Raw genomic sequence first — 19,274 nt, forward strand, 5'->3', positions numbered from 1 at the left:
CCACCCAGACCACCAAAACCGAGCGAGACAGAACATGAGCGACGCATTTATCGTTGACGCCATCCGTACCCCCATCGGCCGTTGCGGCGGCAGCCTGTCCGGCGTGCGCGCGGACGACCTCGGCGCGGTGCCCCTGAAGGCACTGATGGCACGCAACGCCGGCCTGGACTGGTCGGCCATCGACGACGTGATCTACGGCAACGCCAACCAGGCGGGTGAAGACAACCGCAACGTGGCGCGCATGTCGGCACTGCTGGCCGGACTGCCGGAGGCCGTGCCGGGTTCGACGATCAACCGCCTGTGCGGCTCGGGCATGGACGCCACCGGCACTGCCGCGCGCGCCATCAAGTCGGGCGAAACCAACCTGATGATCTCGGGCGGCGTGGAAAGCATGAGCCGCGCCCCGTTCGTGATGGGCAAGGCCACGTCGGCGTTCTCGCGCCAGGCCGAGATCTTCGACACCACCATCGGCTGGCGCTTCATCAACCCGGCGATGCGTGCCGCCTACGGCGTGGACTCGATGCCCGAGACCGCCGAGAACGTGGCCACGGACTACAAGATCAGCCGCGAAGACCAGGACCTGATGGCGCTGCGCAGCCAGGAAAAGGCGTCGCGCGCCCAGGCCGACGGCACGCTGGCCCAGGAAATCACCGCCGTCACGATTCCGCAAAAGAAGGGCGACCCGATCGTGGTCGACCGCGACGAGCACCCGCGCGCCACCAGCATGGAGGCGCTGGCCAAGCTGCGCGGCGTGGTGCGCCCGGACGGCACCGTGACCGCCGGTAATGCCTCGGGCGTGAACGATGGCGCCTGCGCCATCCTGCTGGCCAGCGAAGCGGGCCTGAAGCAGCACAACCTGAAGCCGCGTGCCCGCATCGTCGGCATGGCCACGGCCGGCGTGGCACCGCGCGTGATGGGTATCGGCCCGGCACCGGCCACCCAGAAGCTGATGAAGCAGCTGGGCATGTCGCTGGACCAGATCGACGTGATCGAACTGAACGAAGCGTTTGCCGCGCAAGGCCTGGCTGTGCTGCGTCAGCTGGGCATTGCCGACGACGACAAGCGCGTGAACCCGAACGGCGGCGCGATCGCCCTGGGCCACCCGCTGGGCATGAGCGGCGCGCGCCTGGTGACGACGGCGCTGTACCAGCTGGAGCGTACCGGCGGCCGTTTCGCGCTGTGCACGATGTGCATCGGCGTGGGCCAGGGTATCGCCATGGTGATCGAGCGGGTTTGATGGTTCAGGACTGAGTGCCGTCGTTGTGCGCGCCCCTCTCCCGCCTTGCGGGAGAGGCTAGCAAACATGGGGCAACCGACCAGTTCATCATCCGCTTAATTCCCCTCGCTTCCCGCCGTTAATACAGGTGGGAAGTTTCAGTGGTGTCTCTTCCCCAACGAGGTAGAGCATTGCGGCCAGGCCGACGGGCTCGCCGGTCTTGCCGCATCTTTTTCTGACTGACCCGGCTCATGTGTGCCGGTGCGGAGTTCTGAGATGTCCCTTCCCGTTGCCACGCTCGTCACCGGCGCCAGTTCCGGCATTGGCCGTGCGATTGCAGAAATGCTGCTCGCCGATGGTGTGACCCGTGTGATCAATGTCGACTATGCAGAGCCGACGTGGTCGCATCCGAACCTGACCTTTTTCCAGGCCGACCTGACCGACGCCGACGCCACGCGCGCGGTGGCGGAGACGGTGACCTCGCAGTTCGCGGTGACCCGGCTTGTCAACAACGCCGGCGCCACGCGTCCCGGCACGGCCGACACGGCCACCGCCGCTGATCTCGATTACGTCGTCGGCCTGACGCTGCAGGCCACGATGCTGCTGACCCAGGCCTGCCTGCCCGCCATGCGCGCGGCCGGCTTTGGGCGTATCGTCAACATGGCCTCGCGCGCGGCGCTGGGCAAGCCCGAGCGCGTGGTGTATTCCGCGGCCAAGGCGGGGCTGGTTGGCATGACCCGAACGCTGGCGATGGAGCTGGGCGGCGACGGCATCACCGTCAACGCCGTGGCACCGGGTCCCATCGCCACCGAGCTGTTCCGAAAGAGCAATCCGGAGGGCAGCGAACAGACACGGCGCATCCTGGCAAGCATCGCCGTGAAGAGAATGGGAACGCCGGAAGACGTGGCGCGTGCCTCGCTGTTCTTCCTCGCCCCCGAGAATGGTTTCGTGACGGGACAAGTGCTGTACGTCTGCGGCGGAACCACGCTGGGGGTGGCACCCGTATAAGAAAGTTGCCCGCCCCAAGGCACGGGGTGGAATAGCGATACACAAGCATTGCGCCTGCGGCCGCTCACAAGGTTCGTCCGCCGGTGTGCATCAATTCCTGGAGCACAAGATGAGCATCACCAATCAAACCTCGAAGGCGCGCAGACGCCTGCTGGCCGCTGGCGTCGCAATGGCCGCCGGCTTTGCCGTCATGACCGGCGCGCAGGCGCAGGGCAACTACCCGACCAAGCCGATCACGATGATCGTGCCGTTCTCGGCCGGTGGCACCACCGACATCCTGGCCCGTATCGTCAGCCTGCAACTGGGCAAGGCGCTGGGTCAGCCGGTGGTGGTGGACAACCGTCCGGGCGCGGGCGGCAACATCGGCGCGTCGCTGGCTGCCAAGGCCCCGGGCGACGGCTACACGCTGTTCATGGGCACGATCGGCACGCACGCGATCAACCAGTCGCTGTACTCGAAGCTGCCGTACGACCCGGTCAAGGATTTCGCGCCGATCACGCGCGTGGCCATGGTGCCGAACATCGTCGTGGTCAACCCGAAGGTGCCGGTTCACAACATCAAGGAACTGATTGCCTACGTGAAGGCCAACCCGGACAAGCTGTCGTACGGTTCGTCGGGTAGCGGTTCGTCGATGCACCTGTCGGGCGAACTGTTCAACTCGATGACCGGCCTGCATATCCAGCACATTCCGTACAAGGGCAGCGCCCCGGCCGTGAACGACCTGCTGGGCAACCAGATCGGCCTGATGTTCGACAACATGCCCTCGTCGTACCCGCACGTGAAGGCCGGCAAGCTGCGCGCCATCGCCGTGACCTCGGGCAAGCGTTCGCCGGCACTGCCGGACGTGCCGACCGTGGCCGAAGCCGGGGTGCCGGGCTATGAAGCCACGTCGTGGTTCGCGCTGTACGCCACCGGCGGCACGCCGCAGCCGATCGTCGATCGCCTGAACGCCGAAGTGGTCAAGATCCTGGCCATGCCGGAAGTGAAGAAGCAGATGGCCGAGCAAGGCGCCGAGCCGAACCCGGAGAAGCCGGCCCAGCTGGCCGCCTTCATGAAGTCGGAAACCGCCAAGTGGGCCAAGGTGGTGAAGGCTTCGGGCGCGACGGTGGACTGATCGCCTGAGCCTGCGTCGGTAGCACGCAGGCAAGCAGTACGGCAGTACTCGAACCGGCCCCGGGCGCCTGCCCGGCGGCCGGTTTTTTATTGCCCGCGCCAAAAGACGCGTGCCAAAAGACGCGGACCAAAGAAAACGCCCGCAAGGTTGTCGCGGGCGCAAATCCCAGGTCCGTGAGGACAGGAGGAGACAAGCTGCGGCTTCGGCGTGCGGCCAGGCGGACCCTGGCCGCTTGCAGGCAATCAGGTCAGGCTGTACTTGACGACCTGTTCCTCGACACCGACGAAGCGCACCAGCTGGCGCAGGCCGCTGGCGTATTCCTTGATATGGTGGCCGTCCGGGGTATCGGGCAGCCGGTAGTAGATCGGTGCCGTTCCGGCACGTGCGCGCGCGGCGCTGACGGACACCGAGGACTCGCCCGCTGCCGTGCCTTCGGTGATTTCCGGTCTTGCGTTCATCGACGACTCCCAGGAGACGCATGGCGCTGAACGTTGGGCCGGCAAGGAAAAGGCGCGCGCATGCGGGTGGCAATGTCTGGAATGTATTGCAGGCGGTCGCGAAAAGCCATTTCGATTTTTTTACATCAGTTTCAGGATAATTGCCTAAATTGTCATATTTAGGAATCTGTTGGGCTGTCGATATCAGGATGGTGGTCCCGCGCCGGCGCCGCCCGACAGGCGTTGCAAGGGTTAACGGCATGACGCGCCCCGACTTGCGCGCTACCATAGCGCCACCCTGAACATTCCCGGCTCAAGGCAGCAACCTTCATGCCAACCCCGGGCCACCACTTGCACGGCGAATGTCCACCCAGCACGCGCTCCTGATTTCCCTGATTGAAAAGCCGTCGTCGGGTTACGACCTGGCGCGCCGTTTCGACAAGTCCATCGGCTATTTCTGGCACGCCACGCACCAGCAGATTTACCGCGAACTGGGGCGGATGGCCGAAATGGGCTGGATTGCGGCCGAAGACGGCGGCAAGGATCAGGCAACCCCGGCCACTCCGGCCAGCGCACCGCACGGGGCGCCGGCGGAGAAAAAGAATCGCAAGAAGGTGTACTACGTGCTGCCGTCCGGCCGCGACGAACTGGTGCGATGGGTGCTGTCGCCCGGTGCGGGGCTGGACCAGCGTGAGGAAATTCTGGTCAAGCTACGTGCAGATGCTGCAATCGGGCCGCTCGGGCTGGACGAGGAAATGCGGCGCCTGATCGCCCTGCACGAGGATCGCCTGGCGCTCTACCGCGATATCGAACGCAAGGATTTCGGCGGCACGCTCGATCGGCGCCAGCAAATCCAGTATGCGCTGCTGCGGCGAGGCATCCGGTTCCAGGAGGACTGGGTGAAGTGGGGGCGCGACTTGATGCCGCTGCTGGAAATACCCGGCGAAGGCTAACGGCGGAGCACCGGCTGCCAATCCCCTTTCCCGCCGGGCTGCACCGGGGCGGGAAAGGAAGACATCAGCAATACATCAGAAAAACGCCAAATCAGGCGACGCTGGCCGCATGCGCGGCGGCTTCCGCGGGCGCCAGGCCCAGGCGGCGGCGTGCCAGTGCGTACTCTTCCACGAAACGGCGCACCAGTTCGGCTGCCGGTACCACGCGCTTGATGGCGCCCACGCCCTGACCGGCGCCCCAGATGTCCTTCCACGGCTTGACCCGGGTCGAGCCGAAGTTCATGGCCGTGGCATCCGACGTCGGCAGTGCTTCCGGGTCCAGGCCCGAGCGCACGATGCTTTCGCGCAGGTAATTCCCGTGCACGCCCGTGAACAGGTTCGAATAGACGATGTCGTCGGCGTTGCTGTCGACGATCATCTGCTTGTAAGCGTCCTGGGCATTGGCTTCCAGCGTGGCAATGAAGGCCGAGCCGATATAGGCCAGGTCTGCGCCGGCGGCCTGGGCGGCCAGCACGGCGTCACCGCTGGCGATGGCGCCGGACAGCAGCAGCGGGCCATCGAACCATTCGCGGATTTCGTGCAACAGCGCAAACGGCGACAGCGTGCCGGCATGGCCGCCCGCGCCGGCCGCCACGGCGATCAGGCCGTCGGCACCCTTGTCGATCGCCTTGCGGGCAAAGGTATTGTTGATCACGTCATGCAGCACGATGCCGCCGTACGAATGCACGGCCTCGTTGACTTCCGCGCGGGCGCCCAGCGACGTAATGACGATGGGCACCTTGTAGCGCACGCACATTTCCAGGTCGTGTTCGAGCCGGTCGTTGGACTTGTGCACGATCTGGTTGACCGCGAACGGGGCGGCGGGACGGTCGGGGTGCTTTGCGTCGTGCTCGGCCAGCTCGGTCGTGATGCGGTCGAGCCATTCCTCCAGCTTCTCGGCCGGGCGCGCGTTGAGCGCAGGGAACGAGCCCACCACGCCGGCCTTGCATTGCGCGATGACCAGGTCGGGATTGGAAATGATGAACAGCGGCGAGCAGACGGCCGGCAGCGACAGGTTTTGCAGCAGGGCGGGAATGGCCATGACAGTTCCTTCGGAGGAGGGCGGCAAATCGTGGAGCACATGCCATCGACGCGGCGAGGCAGGCAGGCGATCAGGCAATCGGACTTGCTATGCAACCAGTTGCATGATGAATCGCAAGGTATCACGTTCGCCGGGCCACGTGCAACTGGTTGCAGAGACTATTTGCGGCATCGCCGCAGCGTCCAGTGGCGCATTGTCTACAATGGCCCCATTGCCTTATGTGCCATGCAGGAGATGAAGTGGTGACCCACCCCGCGATCGACGCCGGCCCCGCCGGCGGGGCGCAGCCGGTGTCTGACGACCTGTTCGATGCCGACCTTGCCGCCTGGTATCGGCAGCCCGAACGTGCGTTCGACGGCTGGCTGGCCCGGCATGGCTTTCGCCCCGGTACGGCCATCGTGTACCGCGCGATGTGGGGCAAGCTGTTGCGCTGGTCCGCGGAGCAGGGTCTGCCGCCACTGAAATGGTCGGCCGCCCAGATCGGCGCCTTTCTCGATGCCCAGCATCTGCACAAGCGCCACCGCTATCGATATGCGAGATTAATAGAGCGCATCTTTCATCACCTGGCCACACTGCAACAAAATTTGCACAATCCGGCCAGTCAGGCGGTCAGGGCGCATCTGGCCGACGGCGAGAACGATCCCACGGCCTTTCTGTTGCCGGGTGAGCGCGACCTGCTCGTCGCCCGTATCCTGGCCCCAGAGCCCGAATTGCCGGCCGGCAAGGATTCCACGGGCGAGATGTCGCCCACGGCATGGAAGCGCGCCCGGGACGTGGCGCTGCTTGCCGTGTTGCTGGGCGGCGGCCTGAAGGTGGCCGAGGTGCGCGCGTTGCGCCTGGAAGCCATCGACGGCATCGACGACGGTGCCATGGCCATCCGCATGGTTCGCGCCGATAACGGACGGACTTATATGGTGCCGCTGTTCGCCTTTGCCCATGCGCCGCTGCGCCGCTGGCTGGCGGTGCGTCAGGCGGCGGAATCGCTGGGCGACCTGGTATTCCCGGCCATGGCCAATGGACGGCCGATGCATGCGGCGTCGATCTATCGCCGTATTGAAATCCTGCTGGAGGAGGCCGGGGTGCTGGCTGGCCGCAGCGAGCGGGCGTCGCCCCAGACGCTGCGCAATACGTGTGGTGCGATGCATTTCGACGCCGGTACCACCCCGGCTGCCGTGGCCCAGCTGCTGGGCATGCGAGATCTCGAATCAGGCTGGCGACTGCACGCCGCCTACGAGGCGTGGCAGGCACGCGCGGGGTTGCCGCTGATGACACCGCAGGCGGCGCGCGCCCGCGAATCCTGACAATCATTCGAATGTACGAGGCGGCCGTAAAATGGACGGGATAAGATCTCGATTCGACCTGCGAATCCCGACCGGGATTCGGCCAGCGTCCTGAAACACTTACCGAACTGACAATTTCCATGGCTGAAACGTTACTGCTGACCGGCGCAACCGGATATATCGCCTCGCACACCTGGGTGTCGTTGCATGAGGCGGGCTATCAAGTGATCGGACTCGATAATCTGTGTAACAGCAGCCGCGAGGTGATCAACCGGCTGGCCCGCATTACCGGGACTACACCCCATTTCGTCGAAGGCGATGTGCGTGACCGCGCGTTGCTGGACCGCCTGTTTGCCGAGCACGAGATTGCGGGGGCGATTCATTTTGCGGCGCTGAAGGCAGTGGGTGAATCGGTCAGCAAGCCGCTTGAATATTACGGAAACAACCTCGAAGGCATGATCACGCTATGCAGCGCCATGCAGGCGGCTGGTGTGCGGCAACTGGTGTTCAGTTCGTCGGCCACGGTCTATGGCAATCCGCATACGGTGCCGATTCTCGAGGATTTCCCGCTATCGGCGACCAATCCGTACGGGCAGACCAAATTGATGGGCGAACAGATCCTGCGCGATCTGGAAAAATCCGATCCCGAATGGCGCATCGCTTTTCTGCGGTATTTCAATCCGGTCGGGGCCCATGAAAGCGGGCTGATTGGCGAAGATCCGGGCGGTATTCCGAACAACCTGATGCCTTACGTGGCCCAGGTGGCCGGCGGACGACGCGAAAAGCTCAGTGTCTACGGTGGCGATTACCCGACCGTTGACGGCACCGGGGTGCGCGACTACATCCACGTCTGCGACCTGGCCGATGGCCACGTGGCGGCGCTGAACTACCTTCGCCAGCATCCGCGCGGGATGACCGTCAACCTGGGCACGGGCCGTGGCTACAGCGTCCTGGAGGTAGTGAAGGCCTACGAACGTGCCAGTGGGCGGGCCGTGCCCTACCAGATTGTCGACCGGCGTCCGGGCGACATTGCGTCGTGCTATGCCGATCCGGCGCTGGCGCAGCAGATGCTGGGCTGGCAGGCCCGTCATGATCTGGACCGCATGTGCGAGGATTCCTGGCGCTGGCAGTCGATGAATCCCCAGGGGTTTGGGGCTTGATCGGGGCGAGCCAATAAAAAAACCGGGCCATGGCCCGGTTTTTCTTTGCGCCGTCTTTGCGCGCGTGTGGCGTTGCGGCTTAGCGAATCAGGAAGTCTTCCATCGACTTGCCATTGGCCAATGCCTGGGTCAGCCAGCCCGGACGCTTGCCGCGGCCGGTCCAGGTATTGCCGGCGCTATCGCGATAACGGACCGGGACCTTGCGCGCGGTAGTGGCTTTCTTGCCGGCCACGCCCTTGCCACCAAATCCGAGATCTTCGGCGGTCAGGCCAAATTGTTCGATTTTCTCGCGAATCTCGGCGATCACCGCCGCTTGCTCGCGCGCCTTGATCTCTTCGGCCTCCCGCTGCAGTTCGCTGATTTTCTGAACGATTTCCTGATATGTCGCCATTTGTATCCCTCGATTTACTGGTGGGTCCGTGAATAGACGAAAAGCATTATAACCACTGTCGGCCATGCTGCAAATGCTTTGCGGCTGCGCGCCAAAAAATACGAAAAATCTCAATTAAGAAGAATTACTGAACTTATGACAAGGGCGATAGTCGGGCGTGTGCTGCCACGAGGATGCCAGAATGCACCGGCGCCGTAGATAGCGCGCGGTGCACGGGCCATCTTGCATCGCCGCTGAAACATGAATCAAAACTTAATGCGGGAAATAGGAGTTGCAGTCCGGCGCAAGCGGGTTTCAGCGAACGCTCCATTCCGGCCTGGCCGGCAATATTTATTTGCCGGCGTGCGCTGGCTTACCCCTCGTGGTGCAGCAGGGGCCATTTACGCAGGCGATTGAAAGTGCGTCAGTCGCCATACCCGAAAACCATTTGCCGCGCAACTCAAGGAAGGCTGGGCGCCGGCCGTTATCGAGTCGTGAGCGGGCCGCACGGGGTGTCGGTCTGCCGGACCGAGGCAAGGGAGTGGCTTCGGGTAATTTCCTAATGATCAGCACATCATGTCCTTTCATCAGAATATTCAGATCAAGACCCTCTTACGGGGCGCCATGGCTGCGCTGGCGGCCATCCTGCTGGTTGTGGGCGGAGCGGGATTGCATGGCATTTCCCAGTCCAATGATGCGCTGAAGGAGACCTATGCCAACCAGCTGGCTTCATCCCAGGCGCTGGCCGATGCCATGATCGGCACCACGCGCCTGCGCCTGGCGCTGGACCGTACCGTCATGCCCGGCAGCGAGGGCGAGGACATGAACAAGCACGTCGAACGCTCGAAGCTCTTTGTCGAGTCGTCTGAAAAGGGCTGGAAACGCTATTTGGCGCTGCCGCAGAACGACGAGGAAAAGGCGCTGGCCACCGCGCTGGCTGCCAAGCGCCAGGAGTTCTTCGAGGCGGGCGTCGCCAGGTGGCAGCAGGCGCTGACCTCCGGAAACCGCGAGGAAGCCCTGCGCATTGCGCGCGAGGTCATGCCGGAACTGCAGCGCAGCATGTCGTCCGCGCACGAAAAGCTCGAGAAATTCCAGATGGACGCGGGCAAGGCGAACTTCGAGGCCGCCCAGTCGCGCTTTGAAGTGATCCGCACGATGTCGATCCTGCTGATCGTCTTCGGCCTGGTCATTGCCGTGGTGGCCGCCATGATGCTCCACCGCGCCATCGTGCGTCCGGTGGAAGAGGCGCTGTCCGTGTTCGAACGCATGGCCGCCGGCGACCTGACGTCGCGCATCAGCAGCATGTCGAAGAACGAGGTGGGCCGCATGATGCAGGCGCTGGCACGGATGCAGGACAGCCTGTCGGGCATCGTGTCCGAAGTGCGTACCGGCACCGATTCGATCGCCTCGGCCACCCAGCAGATTTCGGCCGGCAATACCGACCTGTCGCAACGTACCGAAGAGCAGGCGGCCTCGCTGGAGCAGACCGCCGCCAGCATGGAAGAACTGACCACGGTGGTACGCCAGAACGCCGACAACGCCCGCCAGGCTGGCGTGCTGGCCGGCGAGGCCTCGCAGATCGCCATGAAGGGGGGCGACGTGGTGGGCCGCGTGGTTGACACCATGAACGAGATCAACGGCGCATCGCGCAAGGTGGTCGAGATCATCGGCGTGATCGAGGGCATCGCCTTCCAGACCAATATCCTGGCGCTGAATGCCGCCGTGGAAGCCGCCCGCGCGGGTGAACAGGGTCGCGGCTTTGCCGTGGTGGCCGGCGAGGTGCGCAGCCTGGCGCAGCGCAGCGCCAATGCCGCCAAGGAAATCGAATCGCTGATCAGCGAATCTGGCCAGCGTGTGGAAAGCGGCACGAAGCTGGTGGCCGAAGCCGGCAACACCATGGGCGAGATCGTGCAGGCCGTGCGTCGCGTCACGGACATCATGAACGAGATCAGCGCCGCGTCGCAGGAACAGACCACCGGCATCGAGCAGGTGAACCAGGCCGTGGCCCAGATGGACCAGGTCACGCAGCAGAACGCGGCACTCGTGGAGGAAGCCGCTGCCGCCGCGGGCGCGCTGGAAGAGCAGGCGCAGAAGCTCAAGAGCGTGGTGTCGGTGTTCTCGCTGGCGTCCGACGGCGGCGCGCCGCGCCTGCTGGCAGCGCCGTCACGGCCCGCGCACGCACCGGCGCCGGCCAAGCCCGTGGCTGCCCCGGCTGCGCCGGCCAGGTCCACCGCCGTCGCCGGCGCTGCGGAACGTGCGCCGGTGCGTCCCGCCGCCGAGCGTCCGCCCGTGGTGCGCAAGACCCGCGAACCCAAGCTGTTGCGCCCCGCGCTGAGCCAGCCCGCCGGCGCGTCGAACCCGGACGACAACTGGGCGGCCTTCTGATGGTTTCGAGCCCGATATAAACAGGACTGAGTGCCACGAGGTTCACACGGAGCGCGCAAGATGCCATGATGCGGGGTTTTGTCTGCCCCGCATCCCGGTGTTCCCCGCGCCCTTGCCGTTTCCCTTCGCGCAGCCCCAATGATTGCCACGAATACCCTCCTGTTGCTGCTTGCAGCCGCGCTCGGCGTCGTTGCCGCGCGAGGCATGCGCGCTGCCAAGCCGGAAGGCGAGCCGGGGCGCAAGGCTGTCCGGTCGCTGGCATGGTCGGCTGCGCTCCTGTCGCAGGCCACCACGGGCATGCCGCTCTGGGTGGCGGTGGCTTCGGGCACGCTGACGGCCGCCAATCGCGGCGCCGACGCGGCGGCAACCTTCGCCGCGACGATGGCGGCAAGCATGGCCGCGTCGCACCTGATTGCCCCTGCCTGGCACTGGGTGCGCCAGGGCAGCCGTGGCTGGCAGGTTGCCATCGTCACGGCCATGCTGGCGGGTGCCGGCATGGTGGCGGTGGCCGGTGCACGGCTGGGCCGGGCCTGCGGCGGTCTGTCGATGTCCCCGCGCGACTGCCTGGACGTGGCCGGCCCGCATGGGTCGGCGTGGCTGGCCGGCGGCCTGGCGCTGCTGTGCTCCGCGCTCTATGCGATGCATCGCCTCCAGTCGCGCCGGTGGGCGGGGGCCTATGCCGAGGGGGCGCTGGCCGACGACGCCCCTGACGAATTCCCGGTTGCCGCGCGTGCCGGCGAGCCGCGCCTGGTGCGGCGCGGCCACGGTCGCATGGGCGGGCTGACCGTACGCTCGGCGGGCCGCGACCAGCCGCCCGTCGGCGAATACAGCGTCAGCAACGAAGACCTGCCCGACCGCACCGCCTTCGCGCGCTGGCTCGACCAGACCATCGCGCACGCCCGCCTGTCGGAAACCGCCTGCGCCGTGCTGCTGATCCATATTGCCGACTTCCGTGAAGTCGACGAAGTCTTCGAAGTCCGCGCCGACGACATCCTGGCCCAGGATGCCGGCGCGCTGGCGCAGGCCGCGCTGGAACCGCATCATTTCCTGGCCCGGCTGGCACGCGATGAATTCGCGGTGGGCGTGCCCGAACTGGTGCAGCACAGCCGGGCGCACGAACTGGGCGCGCGCGTGCTGGGGTCGCTGTCCGAGTTTGTGGCCGCGCGCGGCCTGCAGATGCAGATTGGCGTGAACATCGGCATCGCGATCTATCCGCGCGATGCGGCCACGTCGGAATCGCTGATGCAGGCGGCGCGTGTCAGCCTGTCGGAGGCGCGCGAAAGCGGGTCGAACCAGATGCGCGTGTTCAATTCCGCCGCCGGCGAGCGGGCGCGCCGCATGCGCGTCATCCGCCGCGATCTCTGGCCGGCCATCCAGGACGACGCGCTGTCGCTGATGTACCAGCCGAAATACGACGTGAAGTCGCGCGGCGTGGTGGGGGCCGAGGCGCTGTGCCGCTGGCGGCATCCGACGCTCGGCCCCGTCAATCCTGCCGAATTCATCATGGTGGCCGAGCAGTCGGGCCAGATCGACAAGCTCGACGACTGGGTCATCTCGACGGTCTGCGCGCAGGTGCGCGCCTGGCAGGACGCCGGGCTGGCGACGGTGCCGGTGGCGATCAACGTGTCGGGGCTGCGCTTTGCCAGCCGCAACTTCCCGCAGTACCTGCTCGAACAGATCCACCAGCACGACATTCCGCCGTCGGCCATCACGCTCGAAATTACCGAGACGGCGGCCATGAAGGACATCGGCAAGTCGATGGAGACGCTGGCCGAGCTGCAGTCGCTGGGCATCCACGTGGCGCTGGACGACTTCGGCAGCGGCTACTCCAGCCTGGGCTACCTGAAGCGGCTGCGCGTGGGCACGCTCAAGATCGACCGCACGCTGATCGGCGGGCTGGACGCCGACCCGCAGGGCCAGGCAATCGTTGGGTCGATGGTGGCGCTGGCCCACGAACTGCGCATGAAGGTGGTGGCCGAAGGGGTGGAGTCGGCATCGCAGCTGGACATCCTGGACGGCATGGGCTGCGACGAGGTGCAGGGCTACCTGATGGCCATGCCACTCGACGCTCCGGCGTTCGCCGAACAGCTGCAGGGCACCCACCCGCTGCGCGCCTGAGCGCCGGTGGCGAAACGTGAAAAATTGTCGATAACGCTAAAGCGCGTGCCTGGCGTGTCGTTATGAAGGTGACAGGGCAGTGGCGCATGCCGGATGTCGCACGCCCGAGCCAGCTGGCCTGTCCGTCGCCGGCCGCGCTGCCTTGCCACTGGCGGACCAACCCACACGGAGTCCCCGATGTCCCTTCCGCACATCCTCGTCGTCGACGATTCGCCATCCCTGCGCCGCATGACGGGCGCCTGCCTGCGCGCGGGCGGATTCACGGTGACCGAGGCGGCCGACGGCAAGGAGGCGCACGAGGTGGCCATGGAAGAGCAGTTCGGCATGCTGGTCACCGACCAGGTGATGCCGGTCATGGACGGCCTGTCGCTGATCCGCGCGCTGCGCGCCACACCGGCCTATGCGTCGATTCCGATCCTGATGCTCTCGACCGAGCACGACGACCGCATCCTGGACCAGGCCCGCGAGGCCGGCGCGTCGGGATTCCTGGCCAAGCCCTTCGATCCGGAAGACCTGCTGGCCTCCGTCCACGCGCTGCTGGACCCTCCCACGGAGGGGTAAGCCGGGCGCCAAGTCGTCCTTAATTCACCCCGCATCGTGCCGTAAATACTGGAGGGCCATAGCAGGTGGTCCGGCCCGGCCCATTGGGCCGCGGGCCGGCAGACCGCCTCGGGTCGCCAGCAGCCAGGGGCACGTCATCCCTCGGCCACGACCAACCTTGCCAGCGGGGGCAACATGAATACCAGCAACAACCGGGCGGACGGCGCGGGAGAAGAATTCCTGGCCTTCCGGCTTGGCCGCGAGGAATACGGCATCGACATCCTCAAGGTCCAGGAAATCCGTGGCTACGAATCGGTCACGCAGATCGCCAACGCGCCTGACTACCTGAAGGGCGTGGTCAACCTGCGCGGCACCATCGTCCCGATCATCGACCTGCGCATCAAGTTCAACCAGGCCGAGATCAGCTACGACCAGTACACGGTGGTGATCATCGTCGATATCCATGAACGCACGACGGGCATCGTGGTTGACGGCGTATCCGACGTGCTCACGCTGACCCCGTCGCAGATCAAGCCGGCGCCGACGCTGTCCGGCGGCGTGGCCACCGACTATATCCGCGGGCTTGGCTCGCTGGAGGGGCGCATGCTGATCCTGACCGATATCGAGAAGCTGATGGACGTCGACGACCTCGCGGCGCTCGACGCCGCGGCCGGCACCGCCTGACCCACCCCGTAACAAGCGGCCCGTAGCGCCCGCGCGAATGCGGGGGCGCCGGTGCCGGAGCCTTCAACGCAGTTCGAGCACCCATGCGCCACAACCAGCCTGTCACGCAGCGCGAGCATCCGCTCTCGCCGGACGATTACCTGATCTCCCGAACCGACCTCAAGGGTCGCATCACGTTCGCAAACCGGGCGTTCGTGGAGACCAGCGGCTTCTCGTCGGCGGAGCTGCTGGGCGCGCCGCACAACCTGGTGCGCCATCCGGACATGCCGCCGGAAGCGTTTGCCGATCTCTGGACGTCGATCCAGGCCGGCAAGTCGTGGGTCGGCATCGTCAAGAACCGCCGCAAGGACGGCGACCACTACTGGGTGCAGGCAACCGTCACGCCGACGCGCGTGGCCGGCCGCATCATCGGCTATACGTCGGTGCGGTCGATGGCGTCGCGCGAGCAGATCGACGCGGCCGAGGCTGCCTACAAGCGGTTTCGCGAGCAGCGCGCCGCCGGGCTGGCGATCCGCGACGGGGCCGTGGTGCGGACCGGCGTGGCCGGCTTCTTCGGCCGCCTGACCCGCATGAACCTGCGCCGCCGCATTCTTTGGGCCCAGGTGGCCGGGCTCGCATGGTTCCTGGTGGCGCTGGCTGGCGTGCACTGGATGTCGGCGGACGCCGCGGCCCCGTTGTGGCCGTGGCTCTGGGGCACTTTCGCGCTGGGCGTGATCTCGTCGATGGCTTCGGGCGCCCTGCTGATCTCCCGCGTGGAAAAGCCGGTGGGCGAGATGCTCGACTTTGCGCTGCGCATGGGCGCCGGCGACCTGACCACGACGTTCGAGCACAAGGCCGGCGACGAAGTGGGTGCGCTGGCGCGCGCCATGCGCACGATGCAGCGCAGCCTGCTGTCGGTGGTGCATGACATCCAGGAAGGCATGACCAGCATCTCGACGGCCACGCACCAGGTGGCCGCCGGCAACAACGACCTGTCGCAGCGCACCGAACAGCAGGCCGCCTCGCTGGAGGAAACGGCTTCGAGCATGGAGCAGCTGACCGGCACGGTCCGCCAGAACGCCGACAACGCGCGCCAGGCCACCGGGCTGGCCGCCAATGCGTCGGAGACGGCCGTACGCGGCGGCGAGGCCGTGGGGCGCGTGGTGCAGACAATGAACGAGATCAACGAGGCATCGCGCAAGATCGTCGACATCATCGGCGTGATCGAGGGCATTGCCTTCCAGACCAACATCCTGGCGCTGAACGCCGCCGTGGAAGCGGCGCGTGCCGGCGAGCAGGGCCGCGGCTTCGCCGTGGTGGCTGGCGAGGTGCGCAGCCTGGCGCAGCGCAGCGCCAACGCGGCCAAGGAAATCAAGGGCCTGATCGGCAACACGGTGTCGCGCGTGGAAAACGGCGCGGCGCAGGTAAGCGAGGCCGGCGCGACGATGGACGAGATCGTGCAGGCCGTGAAACGCGTGACCGACATCATGGGCGACATCAGTTCGGCATCGGCCGAGCAGAGCGCAGGCATCGAGCAGGTCAACGAGGCCGTGGCGCAGATGGATGAAAGCACGCAACAGAACGCAGCATTGGTAGAGCAGGCCGCTGCGGCGGCCGGCGCGCTCGAAGAACAGGCCGACCGCCTGCGCGAGTCGATCTCCACATTCCGCGTGAGCACCCAGGCCGAGGTCCGGCCCGCGCGCCCGCGCCAGATGGAGACGATGGCGGAGGCGGCGGGCTGAAGTGGGGAGCCGGTCCGCGCCCGGCAGGGCAGGGGCCATTCCAGAAAGGGCCGCGCCGAAACACGCGGCATCAGGAACGGGGTAGAGCAGCCGCCCACGCAGGCGGCCGCGACAACAATCCGGGTGGCATTGCCCATCCCGGTCATTTCTGACAGAAGAAGGGGATAGTTCTATGCAGTGGTTCAATCAACTACGCGTTACGACCAGGCTGATAGCTGGCTTCCTGGTGGTATCGGTGATCGGCGCCGTCATCGGCCTGCTGGGCGTGGTCAACATGGGGCGCATGGCGGAATGGACCGGCAAGATCTACAACACCGACCTGCAGGCGCTGAAGGCCGTGCAGGACGGCAACATCAACCTGGTCTACGCCAGCCGCGCGCAGATCGCGCTGCTGTCGGCATCGACCATGGGCGAACGCGCGACCGAGAAGGAAGAGATCCAGAAATCGCTGGCGACGATGGAGGCGCGGGTAAAAACTGCAAAGAGCTCGTTCAGCCAGCCCGAGGGCCAGGCGCTGTTCAAGCAGTATGAAACGCTGCTGCCGCCGTTCCGCGACCGCATGACGAAGTACGTGGAACTGGTCAGCAAGCAGCCGCTGGACACGTCGCAGTTCGAAAGCACGGTGTTCACGGAAAGTGCCGACCTGCTCAAGGAAAGCCGCGCGCTGGAAGACGTGCTGTTCAAGATGGTCAAACGCCGCGACGAACGTGCCAAGTTGAACATGGAAGAATCGACCAGCGTCTACAACAGCTCGCGCGTGCTGATGCTGCTGCTGGTGCTCGGCGGGGTGGTGATCTCGGTGCTGCTGGGCTGGTTCCTGGCCCGCCAGCTGTCGCGCCAGCTCGGCGGCGAACCGGGCTATGCCGCGTCGATCGCCGCACGGATCGCCGATGGCGACTTCTCGGCCAAGGTGGAACTGCGCCGTGGCGACGACCACAGCCTGCTGCACGCGATCGCGCAGATGCAGCAGCAGCTGTCGTCGATGGTCCGCGACTTCAAGGAGTCGGCCGAGTCGATCGGCACGGCGTCGCGCGAGATTGCGGCCGGCAACAACGACCTGTCGCAGCGCACCGAACAGCAGGCCGCCTCGCTGGAGGAAACGGCTTCGAGCATGGAGCAGCTGACCAGCACCGTGCGCCAGAACGCGGACAATGCCCGTCAGGCCAGCGGCCTGGCGGCCAATGCGTCGGACACGGCCGTGCGCGGCGGCGAGGTGGTGGGCCGCGTGGTGGACACCATGGGCGAGATCAACGATGCATCGCGCAAGATCGTCGACATCATCGGCGTGATCGAGGGCATTGCCTTCCAGACCAACATCCTGGCGCTGAACGCCGCCGTGGAAGCCGCCCGCGCGGGCGAACAAGGCCGCGGCTTTGCCGTGGTGGCCGGCGAGGTGCGCAGCCTGGCGCAGCGCAGCGCCAATGCCGCCAAGGAAATCAAGACGCTGATCGACAACTCGGTGGCGCAGGTGGATACCGGCGCGGCGCTGGTGAGCCAGGCCGGCACGACGATGGACGAGATCGTGCAGGCCGTGAAGCGTGTGACCGACATCATGGGCGAGATCAGCGCGGCATCGGCCGAGCAGAGCTCGGGCATTGAGCAGGTCAACCAGGCCGTGGCCCAGATGGACGAAGTGACGCAGCAGAACGCGGCGCTGGTGGAGCAGGCCGCGGCAGCAGCCGGTTCGCTGCAGGACCAGGCTTCGCGCCTGCTGGAATCGGTGTCGGGCTTCCGCCTGTCGCACGACGATGCAGCGGCGGCATCGGTGCCGATGCTCGCCGCCCCGGCGGCCCCCGCCGTGCGCTCGGTGGCCAGGCCCGCCGCCAAGGCCCCGGTGAACCGCGTGGCCAAGGGCGGCAAGCGGGGCAAGCCGGCCAGGACCAGCACCGCGCTGGCGGCTGCCGCACCGGCTATGGCTGAAGTTGCGGGCGCGGATGCCGATACACAGAAGAAGCGTCCGGCGCTGACGGCGGCTGCGTCTGCCAGCCCGGCATCGGACAACGGCGACTGGAGCGCCTTCTGAGCGTCATCGGGACAACTTCGGACCGCCACATAATCGTCGTCTGAAAAGACGGCAGCGTCCCGGCGCAGCGTTGTAGTTGTTGCGCCGGGGCGTTCACTCGTCTGCAGAACACCATGAACACCGACATCAGTCTGTCCCTGTCGGCCGAAGCCGCAGCGCGGCTGCGCGCAGACTTCGATGCGTTTGTAAAAGTTTCCACCGGACTCGACCCGCAGTTCGTTCCGCCCGCGTTCGACGATTTCCTGCGTGCGCGCCTGATCCAGCAGGATGGGCCGCTCACAGAGCGTGCCGTCATGCGCCTGCTGGCCAGCGGCGAGTACGGCTGGGCCCGCAAGGTCTTCGACAAGCAACTGCCGAACGCATTGGCCGCGCTCATGCGCGACGCGCAGCGTTTCGGCTTCGCGCTGGCCGTGCAGCCTGACTGGACGTCGCAGCAGCGCGTGGAGCATGCCAGGGAGTGGGCCGCGAACATCCTGTCCGAAGCGGGCGCCGATGCCGCGTTCACCGAGGCGCTGGCGGCCCAGATATCGGCCTCTGCTGTCGACGTGCGCACGATCGAGGAGCGCATGCGCACGCCTGCGTGGCGCATTGCTGACAGCCTGCGGCAACGCGCTTACGACGTCATGTACGCGCTGCAGACCGAGCAAAGCGAGGCGCTTGGCCGCAGCAAGGTGGGCGAGTTGCGTGCGCTGCTGGGGCTGGCGCTGGAGTATGGCTCGGTGAGCGCCGAGGAAGCCGCGCGCGTGCTGGAGCAGGTGGAGCGGGCGCGTCCGCACCTGTTCCGGGAAGCACCCGATGACGTGTTTGCACGGCTGGCGGCGTGGCTGCGTCGCGTGTTTAGCCAAGGTGCGCTTGTTCGTCAATAGTGGAAACCAGCAACCCCCTTTCGTGCGTTGCGTGTCCACCGTCGGAAATCCGTTTCCGTTCAGTGCACAAACTGTTACACCTTTGATGAAAATCAGACGACAGTCACGTTTGTTGTTACAAACTTCCGGGCCCATGTCTTTTCCTTACGACATTCCCCAATCCCCAACGTAAGTAGGGATTGGCATGGTGGGCGGAATGCCGATATAAACGTAACAGTTTCACTTACACTCTGTAACATCTGTAACGTTTCAGAGTTCAGGTGTAACCGGGCGAAGTTCTTTCGTAGTACGTCGTACCCACTCGAACACGCAACAAAC

Annotated in this window: 16 protein-coding genes; 13 read left to right on the forward strand and 3 right to left on the reverse strand. The window is 65.8% G+C overall.

The genetic code is table 11. The annotated features are described in order from the left end of the window. Window positions 1–34: 34 nt before the first annotated feature. The 3 genes from pcaF (at window position 35) to D9X30_RS14135 (ending at window position 3,338) form a co-directional block, all read left to right on the forward strand. Window positions 35–1,237 carry a 3-oxoadipyl-CoA thiolase gene (pcaF, locus tag D9X30_RS14125; RefSeq protein ID WP_153949810.1) on the forward strand — a complete coding sequence of 401 codons (1,203 nt, stop codon included), beginning with the start codon at window positions 35–37 and terminating at the stop codon, window positions 1,235–1,237. Between the two features lie 255 nt (window positions 1,238–1,492). Further along, complete coding sequence (locus tag D9X30_RS14130; RefSeq protein WP_153949809.1) at window positions 1,493–2,224, forward strand: SDR family NAD(P)-dependent oxidoreductase; 732 nt, start codon at window positions 1,493–1,495, stop codon at window positions 2,222–2,224. 109 nt (window positions 2,225–2,333) lie between these two features. Continuing rightward, entirely contained in the window at window positions 2,334–3,338 is a 1,005-nt protein-coding gene (locus D9X30_RS14135; RefSeq protein WP_029051535.1) for a Bug family tripartite tricarboxylate transporter substrate binding protein, read from the forward strand. Window positions 3,339–3,580: 242 nt separating this feature from the next. Here the strand turns inward: D9X30_RS14135 and D9X30_RS14140 are convergent, their stop codons facing one another. Beyond that, window positions 3,581–3,796, reverse strand: coding sequence for a hypothetical protein (locus D9X30_RS14140; protein WP_153949808.1), 216 nt, complete (start codon window positions 3,794–3,796; stop codon window positions 3,581–3,583). A gap of 341 nt (window positions 3,797–4,137) precedes the next feature. Between D9X30_RS14140 and D9X30_RS14145 the strand changes: the two genes are divergently transcribed. Further along, the gene (locus D9X30_RS14145; RefSeq protein ID WP_153949807.1) at window positions 4,138–4,728 is read left to right on the forward strand and encodes a PadR family transcriptional regulator; all 591 of its coding nucleotides are present in this window, start codon (window positions 4,138–4,140) and stop codon (window positions 4,726–4,728) included. Between the two features lie 91 nt (window positions 4,729–4,819). Here the strand turns inward: D9X30_RS14145 and D9X30_RS14150 are convergent, their stop codons facing one another. Beyond that, on the reverse strand, window positions 4,820–5,809 hold the full coding sequence (locus D9X30_RS14150; protein ID WP_153949806.1) for an NAD(P)H-dependent flavin oxidoreductase: 990 nt from the start codon (window positions 5,807–5,809) through the stop codon (window positions 4,820–4,822). A 242-nt stretch (window positions 5,810–6,051) separates the two neighbouring features. Between D9X30_RS14150 and D9X30_RS14155 the strand changes: the two genes are divergently transcribed. Both D9X30_RS14155 and galE read left to right on the forward strand, forming a co-directional pair. Beyond that, window positions 6,052–7,110, forward strand: a complete 1,059-nt coding sequence (locus D9X30_RS14155; RefSeq protein WP_249640963.1) for a tyrosine-type recombinase/integrase — start codon at window positions 6,052–6,054, stop codon at window positions 7,108–7,110. Window positions 7,111–7,229: 119 nt separating this feature from the next. Then, window positions 7,230–8,249: a UDP-glucose 4-epimerase GalE gene (galE, locus tag D9X30_RS14160; RefSeq protein WP_153949804.1), complete on the forward strand. Its 1,020-nt coding sequence runs from the start codon at window positions 7,230–7,232 to the stop codon at window positions 8,247–8,249. A gap of 79 nt (window positions 8,250–8,328) precedes the next feature. On the opposite strand, the gene D9X30_RS14165 is transcribed toward galE, so the two are convergent. Then, entirely contained in the window at window positions 8,329–8,640 is a 312-nt protein-coding gene (locus D9X30_RS14165) for an H-NS histone family protein (protein WP_153949852.1), read from the reverse strand. Window positions 8,641–9,195: 555 nt separating this feature from the next. On the opposite strand from D9X30_RS14165, the gene D9X30_RS14170 reads away from it, so the two are divergent. The 7 genes from D9X30_RS14170 (at window position 9,196) to D9X30_RS14200 (ending at window position 18,956) form a co-directional block, all read left to right on the forward strand. Next, window positions 9,196–11,004, forward strand: coding sequence for a methyl-accepting chemotaxis protein (locus D9X30_RS14170; protein ID WP_153949803.1), 1,809 nt, complete (start codon window positions 9,196–9,198; stop codon window positions 11,002–11,004). Between the two features lie 138 nt (window positions 11,005–11,142). Next, window positions 11,143–13,122 (forward strand): putative bifunctional diguanylate cyclase/phosphodiesterase, encoded by a 1,980-nt coding sequence (locus tag D9X30_RS14175; protein ID WP_153949802.1) that lies wholly within the window; start codon window positions 11,143–11,145, stop codon window positions 13,120–13,122. A 177-nt stretch (window positions 13,123–13,299) separates the two neighbouring features. Then, window positions 13,300–13,683, forward strand: coding sequence for a response regulator (locus D9X30_RS14180; protein WP_153949801.1), 384 nt, complete (start codon window positions 13,300–13,302; stop codon window positions 13,681–13,683). Between the two features lie 174 nt (window positions 13,684–13,857). Then, the gene (locus tag D9X30_RS14185; RefSeq protein ID WP_153949800.1) at window positions 13,858–14,346 is read left to right on the forward strand and encodes a chemotaxis protein CheW; all 489 of its coding nucleotides are present in this window, start codon (window positions 13,858–13,860) and stop codon (window positions 14,344–14,346) included. Window positions 14,347–14,429: 83 nt separating this feature from the next. Beyond that, on the forward strand, window positions 14,430–16,067 hold the full coding sequence (locus tag D9X30_RS14190) for a methyl-accepting chemotaxis protein (protein WP_153949799.1): 1,638 nt from the start codon (window positions 14,430–14,432) through the stop codon (window positions 16,065–16,067). A 172-nt stretch (window positions 16,068–16,239) separates the two neighbouring features. Next, window positions 16,240–18,090 (forward strand): methyl-accepting chemotaxis protein, encoded by a 1,851-nt coding sequence (locus D9X30_RS14195; protein ID WP_153949798.1) that lies wholly within the window; start codon window positions 16,240–16,242, stop codon window positions 18,088–18,090. A 113-nt stretch (window positions 18,091–18,203) separates the two neighbouring features. Continuing rightward, window positions 18,204–18,956 carry a DUF4088 family protein gene (locus tag D9X30_RS14200; RefSeq protein WP_153949797.1) on the forward strand — a complete coding sequence of 251 codons (753 nt, stop codon included), beginning with the start codon at window positions 18,204–18,206 and terminating at the stop codon, window positions 18,954–18,956. The last annotated feature ends 318 nt before the right edge of the window (window positions 18,957–19,274 follow it).

Source organism: Cupriavidus sp. U2 (genome assembly GCF_009663685.2).
Classification (GTDB): domain Bacteria; phylum Pseudomonadota; class Gammaproteobacteria; order Burkholderiales; family Burkholderiaceae; genus Cupriavidus; species Cupriavidus necator_C.